Genomic DNA, 8,788 nt, shown 5'->3' on the forward strand with positions numbered 1-8,788 from the left:
CCCGACCTGCTCCCCCCCCGTCCCGTCACCCGCTGAGGAAAGACCGCACATGACCGCCCCGCGCATCGACACCGAGACCCTCCGCCGACTGCCCAAGGCCGTGCTGCACGACCACCTCGACGGCGGCCTGCGCCCCGCCACCGTCGTCGAACTGGCCGCGGCGGCCGGCCATCCCCTGCCCACCACCGACCCCGGTGAGCTGGCAGCCTGGTACGTCGAGGCCGCCGGCTCCGGCGACCTGGTCCGCTACATAGCCACCTTCGAGCACACCCTCGCCGTGATGCAGACCCGCGAGGGCCTGCTGCGCACCGCCGAGGAGTACGTGCTCGACCTGGCCGCCGACGGCGTCGTCTACGGCGAGGTGCGCTACGCCCCCGAGCTGATGGTGAACGGCGGGCTGACCCTGGCCGAGGTCGTCGAGGCGGTCCAGGAGGGGCTGGCGGCCGGCATGGCCAAGGCCGCGGCGGACGGCACCCCGGTCCGCGTCGGCACCCTGCTGTGCGGCATGCGGATGTTCGACCGCACACGGGAGATCGCCGACCTGGCGGTGGCCTTCCGGGACGCGGGCGTCGTCGGCTTCGACATCGCCGGCGCCGAGGACGGCTTCCCGCCGGCCGACCACCTCGCCGCCTTCGAACACCTGCGCAACGAGAGCGTGCCGTTCACCATCCACGCCGGTGAGGCCCACGGCCTGCCCAGCATCCACCAGGCCCTCCAGGTGTGCGGCGCCCAGCGGATCGGGCACGGTGTGCGCATCACCGAGGACATCGTGGACGGCAAGCCCGGCCGCCTGGCCGGGTGGGTGCGCGACCGCCGGATCGCCCTGGAGATGTGCCCGACCTCCAACCTCCAGACCGGCGCCGCCACCTCGATCGCCGAGCACCCCATCACCGCCCTGAAGGACCTCGGCTTCCGGGTCACCGTCAACACCGACAACCGGCTGGTGTCGGGGACGACGATGACGCGGGAGATGTCCCTGCTGGTCGAGGAGGCGGGCTGGAGCGTGGAGGACCTGCGCACGGTCACGGTGAACGCCGTCAAGAGCGCGTTCGTCCCGTTCGACGAGCGCAAGGCCCTCATCGAGGACGTCGTCCTGCCGGGCTACGCCTCCGCGCTCTGAAGCAGCCCCCTGACGTAGGCGGCCTGTCCGACGTGCTGGAGGCCGTCGGACAGGACGCTCACCAGGCGCACGCCCAGCGTGACCGGGGGCTCCCAGCGCTCGTCCACGATCCGTCCGAGGTCCGCCGCCGCCACCTTCTTGAGGGCCCGCCCGCTCTGCTCGTACACGGCGTCGTGGTACCCCGCCAGCAGGTCACCGGAGTCCACGCGCACCTTGGCCACCTTCGCCGGGGTGTGCCCGTAGCCGGTCTCGCGCGCGTGCAGGTCCAGGCCGAAGCGTTTCTCCCAGTCCTGGGTGAGCCACACCTGGTCGAGGTCGAACGCGTCCGCCAGATGGTCGTCCTGGACCCGGGTCAGATGCCAGATCAGCCAGGCGATGGAGTTGGCGTCGGAGGAGGGCCGTGCGTTCAGCTGATCGGCCGGCAGGCCGTCGACGACCGCGTGGACCTCTTCCCGGATGCGGCCGTAGCCGTCGATGAGGATGTCCTTCGCATGCATGCGTCCACCATCGCGCATCCGGCGCGCTCACGCGTCCGGAATCCAGCTTCCGTGGAAGCCGAGCGGCACCCGGCCGGGCAGGTGCACCCGGGCCACCGGCTCTCCGGTGAAGTCCTGGGCGGCGAGGATCACCAGGTCGGCGGCGCCCCGGTCCGGGTCGTGGACGTAGGCGAGCGCGTACCCGTCGTCCTCGTCCGCCCGGTGGTCGCCGGCGTCGCGCGGGACGAACACCGCCTCGCCCGCCGCCGCGCCCGTCGGCAACCGGTGCACATGGGTGCGGCCGCGCAGCAGGTCGTGCTTGATGAGCGCGTTGGAGAAGGCACGGTCGGGCGGGTTGCCGTCCGCCGTCTGGTAGGCCAGCGTCATCTCGGCCGCCGCCGCCGAGTAGCCGTAGCGGTGCCGCCGTGACACCAGCGCCTCGTTCACCCGGGGGAACTCCTGCGGACGGCCGTCGACCGTCACCTTGCTGACGCGGCCGTGGTGCGGGTCGATCGTCCAGCGTTCCAGCACCGGAAGGCCCGCCCCGTACGGGCCGCCCGAGCCGCGCCCGGCGACGTAGAAGGGCGCCGGGTAGGTCGTCAGGTCGACGACCACGCGCGAACCCTCGTCGTAGGCGTTGAGGGTGTGCGAGTAGTACGCCGGGTCCGTCTCGATCCAGCGGATCTCACCGCCCGCCCGGGGCAGCAGTCCCACGCGCATCGGGTGCTTGCTGTTCCAGACGTAGGGCACCGGGTCGCCGCGCTCGGCGCCCGCCGGGTCGAACGTGACCGGCGCGTCGATGACGACGACGTACTTCTCGGTGAGCGCGAAGTCGTGCAGCATCGGCGCGTCCGCCACCGGGATGCGCGTCGTGCGGCAGACGCGCCCGGCCGGGTCCACGACCAGGTGGCGCACGTGGTCCCAGGTCGGGTAGTACGCGATCGCGTGCAGCTCGCCGGCGTGCGCGTCGAACTTGGTGTGCGCCGCGAACGCGCCCTCGAGGGTGCCGCGGAAGTCGTACGTCCCCACGGTGTTCAGCTCGCCGTCCAGTTCGTAGGGCAGCGGCCCGCTCTCCTGGAGCGCGAGGATCCGCCCCCGGTACGGGATCACGTGCGTGTTGCTCGGGAAGTCGTCCGGCGGCACCGGACGCGGGTAGGGCTCGCCGAGCTTCTGCGCCACCTGCGAGGAACGCACCCACCGGTTGCGGTACCACTCCGCGCGCCCCTCGCGCAGCCGCACGCCGTGCACCATGCCCTCGCCGAGCATCCAGTGGTGCGCCCGCGGGTCCTCCAGGCCGAGCGCGTTGGGACCGTTGCGCAGGAAGCGGCCGTTCAGCTCCTGCGGGATGCGGCCGGTGACCGGCAGGTCGAAGGCCGTCAGCTCCTCGGTGACGGGCGCGAACGCGCCTTCGAGGAAGGGGAGGTGACGCGGTGCCTGCCGCCCCGGGGCGGCGGTGGCCGCCCGCGCCGCCCGCTGTCCTGCCGGGCCGCCGGGGAACCCGGCCGTCGCCGCGACCGCCGCGCCGCCGCGCAGCACGTTGCGCCGTGTGTGCTCCGTCATCGTCGGTACTCCTGAACGCCGTTGCCGTGAAGGGACGTCCACGAGTCTGCTGCGGCACGGCGGCCGGATCAGGAGGGCCGGCACCCCTCCGGGGGTGTTGCCGGCCCCCCTGTTGCGAGCGTGCCGAGCAGGGTGATCAGCGCGCGGGCGGCCGGGCTGGTGGCCTGCTCGGGCGGGAGCAGCGCGACGGTCTCGTAGCGCGTCCCGTCGGCTCCCTCGAAGGGGAGCGCGGTGAGCGAGGGCCTTTTGTGCCGGAAGTGGCGGGGGACCACCGCGATGCCCAGGTTCTCGTCCACCAGGTCGAGCAGGCTGTGCACGTCGTTGACCTCCAGGGCCACCGTGCGCCGTACCCCGGCCAGGGAGAAGGCCGCGTCCGTGGTGCGGCGCGGGCCCCAGTCGGGGTGGAAGTCCACGAAGACCTCGCCGCACACCTCGCGCGCGGTGAGCGGTGCCCCCGCCGCCGCGAACCGGTGCCCGGGGTGGCACAGCACGGTCATCGGCTCACCGGCCAGCGCCACCGAGCGCAACCGCTCACTGTCCGGCTCGGTCCGGTACGCGAAGGCGAGGTCGAGCCGGCCCGCCGCCACCCCCTCCCCGAGCGCGCCCGAGCCGGCCTGCCGCAGCCGGACCTCCACATCGGGATGGCGCCGCCGGAACGCGGCGAGCAGCCCCGCCACATGCACGCCGGCGATGCACTGCTCCGTGCCCAGGGACAGCGTGCCGCGCAGCACGCCCTGCACCGCGGCCACCGCCTCGTGCGCCGAGCGGACCTGCGCGAGGATCCGCTCCGCCTCGGCGAGCAGCGCGCGCCCCGCCTCGGTCAGCGTCACCCGGCGGGTGGTGCGCACGAACAGCGGCGCCCGCAACTCCCGCTCCAGCGCCCGGATCGAGGCCGACAGGCCCGACTGCGAGACCATCAGCCGCTCCGCCGCCCGGGTGAAGTGCTGGTCCTCGGCGACGGCGACGAAGTGCTGGAGATGGCGCAGTTCCATGATTGAGAAGCTTAATCGTTGAATCCGATCGCATTCTTCTGTTGGACCGCTGCCCGGAGTCCGCGCCACAGTGGGACACCGGTCCCGCACGCGACGGAACCCGCCACCCCGCCCCACCCCTCATGGAGTCGTGTTGTACACCGCACACCCCGACCGCTACGCCGACCTGCCCTACCGGCGCACCGGACGCAGCGGACTGAAGCTCCCCGCGCTGTCGCTCGGCCTGTGGCACAACTTCGGCCCCGACCGCCCGGCCGCGACCCAGCGCGCCATCCTGCGCCGCGCCTTCGACCTCGGCGTCACCCACTTCGACCTGGCCAACAACTACGGCCCGCCGCCCGGCGCCGCCGAGACCGCGCTCGGCGAGGCCCTGCGGGCCGACTTCGCGCCCTACCGCGACGAGCTGGTCATCTCCACCAAGGCCGGCTACCTGATGTGGCCCGGCCCGTACGGCGAATGGGGCTCGCGCAAGTACCTGCTGTCCTCGCTCGACCAGAGCCTGCACCGCATGGGCCTGGAGTACGTCGACATCTTCTACTCCCACCGCTTCGACCCGGACACTCCGCTGGAGGAGACGATGGGCGCCCTGCACACGGCGGTGCAGCAGGGCAAGGCACTGTACGTCGGGGTCTCCAACTACTCGGCGGGGCAGACCCGTGAGGCCGCGCGCATCCTCGGTGAGCTGGGTACCCCGCTGCTGATCCACCAGCCCCGCTACTCGATGCTCGACCGGCGTCCCGAGGACGAGGGCCTGCTCGACGCGCTCGACGAACTCCAGGTCGGCTCCATCGCCTACTCCCCGCTGGAGCAGGGCCTGCTCACCGGCCGCTACCTCGACGGCATCCCCGAGGACTCCCGGGCGGCGAGCGACAGCCCCTTCCTGAACTCCGAGGCGGTGACCGGGGAGCTGGTGGGCCGGCTGCGCGCGCTGGACGAGATCGCCCGGTCCCGCGGCCAGTCGCTCGCGCAGCTGGCGCTGGCCTGGGTGCTGCGCGGCGGCCGGGTCACCTCGGCCCTGGTCGGGGCGAGCAGCCCGCGGCAGCTGGAGGACAGCGTCGCCGCGGCCCGCAACCTCGGCTTCGACGCGGACGAACTGGCCCGCATCGACGCGATCGTACGGCCGGAGCCGGCGTCGAAGTGACCGTACGGTCGTAGCGGGCCGGCGACCCGTCGTACGGCCGGAAGGCGGCGGCGACCCGATCGTGCGGTCGGCCGCGGCGAAGGCCGGGCACGTCCCCGGCGCGAGGCGGCCGTCCACTCCCCGGAGGTGGACGGCCGCCCCGCTGTGTGCCGGGCGGCCCGGCACACCGCTCAGGCCCCGGCCGGCACCCGGTCGAGGAAGCCCAGCACGGACCGGATCCGGCCCTCGCCGTCCAGGGTGATCACGTCGAACCCGGCGACCGGGGCGGAACCGTCCGCCTCGCTCACCAGTTCCCAGGAGAAACGGGCGGTGTCGTGGTGCCCGTCCACGCCGCCGCTGAGCCGGAAGACGAACCCGGGGAACTGCTCGTGCGCCCCGGCGATCAGCGCGGCGATCTGCTCGTGGCCGCCGGCCTCGGCGAGGGGGTCGGTGTAGCGGCCGTCCGGCGTCCAGGCGGCGGCCACCGCCTTGCCCAGGGCCTCGGGGCCGCTCGCGTTCCAGGCCTCCAGGTAGCGGGCGACGGCACTCTCGTAACGGTCGGTCTGTGCGGACATGGGAAATCAGCCTCCAGCGAGGGCGTCGGTTCTGGTCGTGATCCGGATCCCCGTGACCGGCGATCCGATGGCTCCACCCTGCCCGGGCTGCGGCGAAGAGGTCGATTACCGCCGGGGTAATGCCGATGCGGCAAAGGACCCGCGCGATTTTGGCCAAGTGGCGCGCGGAATATGCCAGGAGAGTGGCCAAAAAGTCATGGTGACACTGTTTCAGGAGTCAACATACTCGACCTCAGGGGCGCAGCACCGCACAGGAGCCGCACGGGGAGCGGGGCAAGAACAGCACGCGGATCACCCGACGGGGGAGGAGCAGTGCACGACGAATTCCTGTGCCATGTCACCGCGTACGGCGTGTGCGACGGCCGCCGCATCGGCGTACCGCTGGGCACCTACCGGGCGCCCACCCTGGCCCTGGCCCTGTGGTGGCTGCGCGACCGTGCCTCCTGGATCGCCGAACGCCTCGACCCCGGCCCCGGGACACCCTACGTCCCCTCGGGCGCCCTCGTCCCGGTGCCCGACACGGTCCCCGACGTGCCCGGCATCCTCCGCGCCTGGTGCGCCGACCCCGTTCGGCAGGAACGCGTCGCCGACGAACTGGCCGGCGGACGGCTCGTACGGCTGGCCGCGGGCGACGAGACGACCGAGTACGAGCTGCTCGCCGAGTCCGTGGACGCCCTGCGCATGCAGCGCACCCTCCCGGCGCTCCTGCTGCCGATGGGCTGACCCGGCGTCCCGTCCCGGTCAGCGGCGCCGGACCCGCCGGGCGCCCGCCGCCCCCAGGAACCCGGTGACCAGGCCCCACAGCGCGGCCAGGCCCAGTGCGCTCCACAGCCGGGGCCGCAGCAGCACCTCCCCGGACAGCCCGCCGCCCACGTCGCCGATGCCGAGCAGGGACAGGGCGTAATGGGCCGAGATCCGGCCTGCGAGGCAGACCAGGAGCACCGTCAGCACCAGCCCCACGGCCATGTGCACGGCGTGCCGCCACAAGGGCGTCGCGGCCGGGGACAGGACGGCCGCGAGGAACGCGGCGGCCAGCAGCAGCACCGCGTCCACGACCACCAGCCACCAGACGCGGCCGTCGTGGCCGGCGAGGGTGCCCAGGTCGAGCGTGGACACGTCCGGCGTGCGCAGCACCTCGTCGAGCAGGTGCGGCACCGGCAGCCCGAAGGGGCCGTCCACCCGGCCGTCCCACGTGGCGCCCAGACCGATCGTGAAGGCGAGCCAGGCCAGGTTCGGCAGGCCCAGCAGGACCAGGGCGAAGGTCTGCGCCGCATGACCCCGGGTCCCCGCCGTGACCAGGGCGACGACCAGCCCCACGGCGACGTCCGCCAGCAGCAGCACGACCAGCGCGTACGCCACCGGACGCACCCGGGTCCCGGCCCACGGCGGGCGCGCGGGGACCGCCGCCGGGCGGGCCGCCAGCAGGGCCGACGCCAGCACGCCCGCCAGCCACAGCAGTCCGAAGCCGACGCTCTGCCCCACGTCCGTGGTGAACCCGACCTCCGGCCGGGCGCCGAGGAGCCCGCCGATGGTGCCGAGCACACCGTCGCCCAGGTCGACGGCGAAACGCAGGCGGGCGGCGAACGCCAGGCCGGTCAGTGCGGCCAGCCACAGCACGGCGATCCGCGCGGCCCACCAGGCGGTCTCGCGCGCCCCGGCCGCGGCCCGGCGCAGCCCTCGCAGGAAGCCCGCGCCGACCACGAGCGCACCGACGAGGGCGACCGACAACGGCATCACCGTGACTCCCGCGTGCGTCTGGGCGAGCACGCCCGCGTCGCCCGCCAGTCGCAGGCTCCCGCCGACCGCCGTCACCACCGTGGCGGCGACGACACGGGGGAAGGCGTTGCCTGGCAGGTCCGCCGCCCCGGCCGCCCACAGGCCGAGCGCGGCGACCACGCACATCGCGACCATGGCCGCCAGTACCGTGGTGAGGGCCCGCGCCCAGCCGGGGCGGGCGGTGGCCGGCGACGGGGAGGCGGCTGGTGGGCTCACCCTGTCACGCTAAGCAGCGCCACCGCGCGCCGCCCCTCGGCGGGTCCGTCCGCGGCGGCGCGCCGCACCGGCCGCCCCACCGGGGGACTGGCGGGCGCGGTACTGGGTAACAGCACTGATGCAGTAGCGTCCGGTCGTACCGGCTTCCGAGAGAGAAACGCATGATCGATGACCCGGGCGGGGCAGTGATACCCACTGGTTTCGACATCCCCGTGGAACCGCTGCGGCGCGCGGCCCACTACACCGGAGAACCCGGCTGCATCGCCGACGCGCGCTCCTTCGCCGCGGGCTTCCTCGACCAGCTCAGGACCGAGTGGTGCGCCGGGATAGGGCGCCGGTCGCAAGAGGCGCTGCTCCTGGTCGTGAGCGAACTGGTCACCAACGCCGACCGGCACAGCCAGGGCCCGTACATCCTCGAACTGGAGGGCACGGACACCGAGGTGCGCGTGTGCGTGTACGACAGCAGTGCGGCACTGCCGCTGCGCTACCCGCGCGATCCCGAGCGGATCGGCAGGCACGGTCTGGAGATCGTGTACGCCCTCGCGGCCGAGGTCGGCGCGGAACGGGTGCCGGTGGGCAAGCGGGTGCGCGCGCTGGTGCTCCTCGGAGGCGACTGAACCAGGCGCCGCGGACCGCGCCGCTGCTCCCCTCCGTGTCGCTTTCGCCCCCTTTCGCCGGTTACGGCCCCGCTGCTTCACCCAGGGCGGAATGCCGCCCCCTGGCGCGGGCGCGCACGGCTCCTAGGCTGAGGAGGTGAGCAACCAAGCGCCGAACCAAGCCCGCGTCATCCCGCTGCGCCCGCAGGCCGCGCGCCCAGCGTCCGCCCACTCCCCCCAGGGGCACCCCTCTTCAGGCCACCCGGCCCCCGGCCACCCGGCCCCCGGCCACCCGGCCCCCGGCCACCCGGCCCCCGGCCACCCGGCCCCCGGTCGGCCGGCGCCGGGCCGTCAGGC

General features: G+C 73.9%; 9 protein-coding genes. 4 read left to right on the forward strand and 5 right to left on the reverse strand.

What is annotated here, in order from left to right; genetic code table 11:
• The first annotated feature begins 49 nt into the window (after nt 1–49).
• Nucleotides 50–1,120, forward strand: a complete 1,071-nt coding sequence (locus ACFC02_RS31960) for an adenosine deaminase (protein ID WP_376364954.1) — start codon at nt 50–52, stop codon at nt 1,118–1,120.
• Here the strand turns inward: ACFC02_RS31960 and ACFC02_RS31965 are convergent.
• The 3 genes from ACFC02_RS31965 to ACFC02_RS31975 all read right to left on the reverse strand — a co-directional run bounded on the left by ACFC02_RS31965 (nt 1,102) and on the right by ACFC02_RS31975 (nt 4,148).
• Entirely contained in the window at nt 1,102–1,617 is a 516-nt protein-coding gene (locus tag ACFC02_RS31965; protein ID WP_376364956.1) for a DUF664 domain-containing protein, read from the reverse strand. The two genes, ACFC02_RS31960 and ACFC02_RS31965, sit on opposite strands and share 19 nt — an antisense overlap.
• Nucleotides 1,618–1,644: 27 nt before the next feature.
• A complete protein-coding gene (locus ACFC02_RS31970) occupies nt 1,645–3,156 on the reverse strand; it encodes a carotenoid oxygenase family protein (RefSeq protein ID WP_376364958.1) in 1,512 nt (503 codons plus the stop codon).
• A 68-nt stretch (nt 3,157–3,224) separates the two neighbouring features.
• On the reverse strand, nt 3,225–4,148 hold the full coding sequence (locus ACFC02_RS31975) for a LysR family transcriptional regulator (protein WP_376364960.1): 924 nt from the start codon (nt 4,146–4,148) through the stop codon (nt 3,225–3,227).
• 133 nt (nt 4,149–4,281) lie between these two features.
• Here ACFC02_RS31975 and mgrA point away from each other — a divergent pair, with 133 nt between their 5' ends.
• Complete coding sequence (gene mgrA, locus ACFC02_RS31980; protein ID WP_376364969.1) at nt 4,282–5,289, forward strand: L-glyceraldehyde 3-phosphate reductase; 1,008 nt, start codon at nt 4,282–4,284, stop codon at nt 5,287–5,289.
• Between the two features lie 170 nt (nt 5,290–5,459).
• On the opposite strand, the gene ACFC02_RS31985 is transcribed toward mgrA, so the two are convergent.
• Nucleotides 5,460–5,843: a nuclear transport factor 2 family protein gene (locus tag ACFC02_RS31985; protein WP_376364963.1), complete on the reverse strand. Its 384-nt coding sequence runs from the start codon at nt 5,841–5,843 to the stop codon at nt 5,460–5,462.
• 312 nt (nt 5,844–6,155) lie between these two features.
• On the opposite strand from ACFC02_RS31985, the gene ACFC02_RS31990 reads away from it, so the two are divergent.
• On the forward strand, nt 6,156–6,566 hold the full coding sequence (locus tag ACFC02_RS31990) for a hypothetical protein (protein WP_360977786.1): 411 nt from the start codon (nt 6,156–6,158) through the stop codon (nt 6,564–6,566).
• A gap of 18 nt (nt 6,567–6,584) precedes the next feature.
• Here the strand turns inward: ACFC02_RS31990 and ACFC02_RS31995 are convergent, their stop codons facing one another.
• Entirely contained in the window at nt 6,585–7,835 is a 1,251-nt protein-coding gene (locus ACFC02_RS31995) for a streptophobe family protein (protein WP_376364965.1), read from the reverse strand.
• A 161-nt stretch (nt 7,836–7,996) separates the two neighbouring features.
• Here ACFC02_RS31995 and ACFC02_RS32000 point away from each other — a divergent pair, with 161 nt between their 5' ends.
• Entirely contained in the window at nt 7,997–8,452 is a 456-nt protein-coding gene (locus ACFC02_RS32000) for an ATP-binding protein (RefSeq protein WP_376364967.1), read from the forward strand.
• Nucleotides 8,453–8,788: the final 336 nt, after the last annotated feature.

This window comes from Streptomyces sp. NPDC056160, assembly GCF_042268205.1.
In the GTDB taxonomy this organism is placed as follows: Bacteria; Actinomycetota; Actinomycetes; order Streptomycetales; family Streptomycetaceae; genus Streptomyces.

What these genes read in the sequence shown, in the direction of transcription:
- ACFC02_RS31985 (WP_376364963.1), bottom strand. Translation starts at nt 5,843, where the DNA reads ATGTCCGCACAGACCGACCGTTACGAGAGTGCCGTCGCCCGCTACCTG.
- ACFC02_RS31975 (WP_376364960.1), bottom strand. Translation starts at nt 4,148, where the DNA reads ATGGAACTGCGCCATCTCCAGCACTTCGTCGCCGTCGCCGAGGACCAG.
- ACFC02_RS31970 (WP_376364958.1), bottom strand. Translation starts at nt 3,156, where the DNA reads ATGACGGAGCACACACGGCGCAACGTGCTGCGCGGCGGCGCGGCGGTC.
- ACFC02_RS31965 (WP_376364956.1), bottom strand. Translation starts at nt 1,617, where the DNA reads ATGCATGCGAAGGACATCCTCATCGACGGCTACGGCCGCATCCGGGAA.
- ACFC02_RS31960 (WP_376364954.1), top strand. Translation starts at nt 50, where the DNA reads ATGACCGCCCCGCGCATCGACACCGAGACCCTCCGCCGACTGCCCAAG.
- ACFC02_RS32000 (WP_376364967.1), top strand. Translation starts at nt 7,997, where the DNA reads ATGATCGATGACCCGGGCGGGGCAGTGATACCCACTGGTTTCGACATC.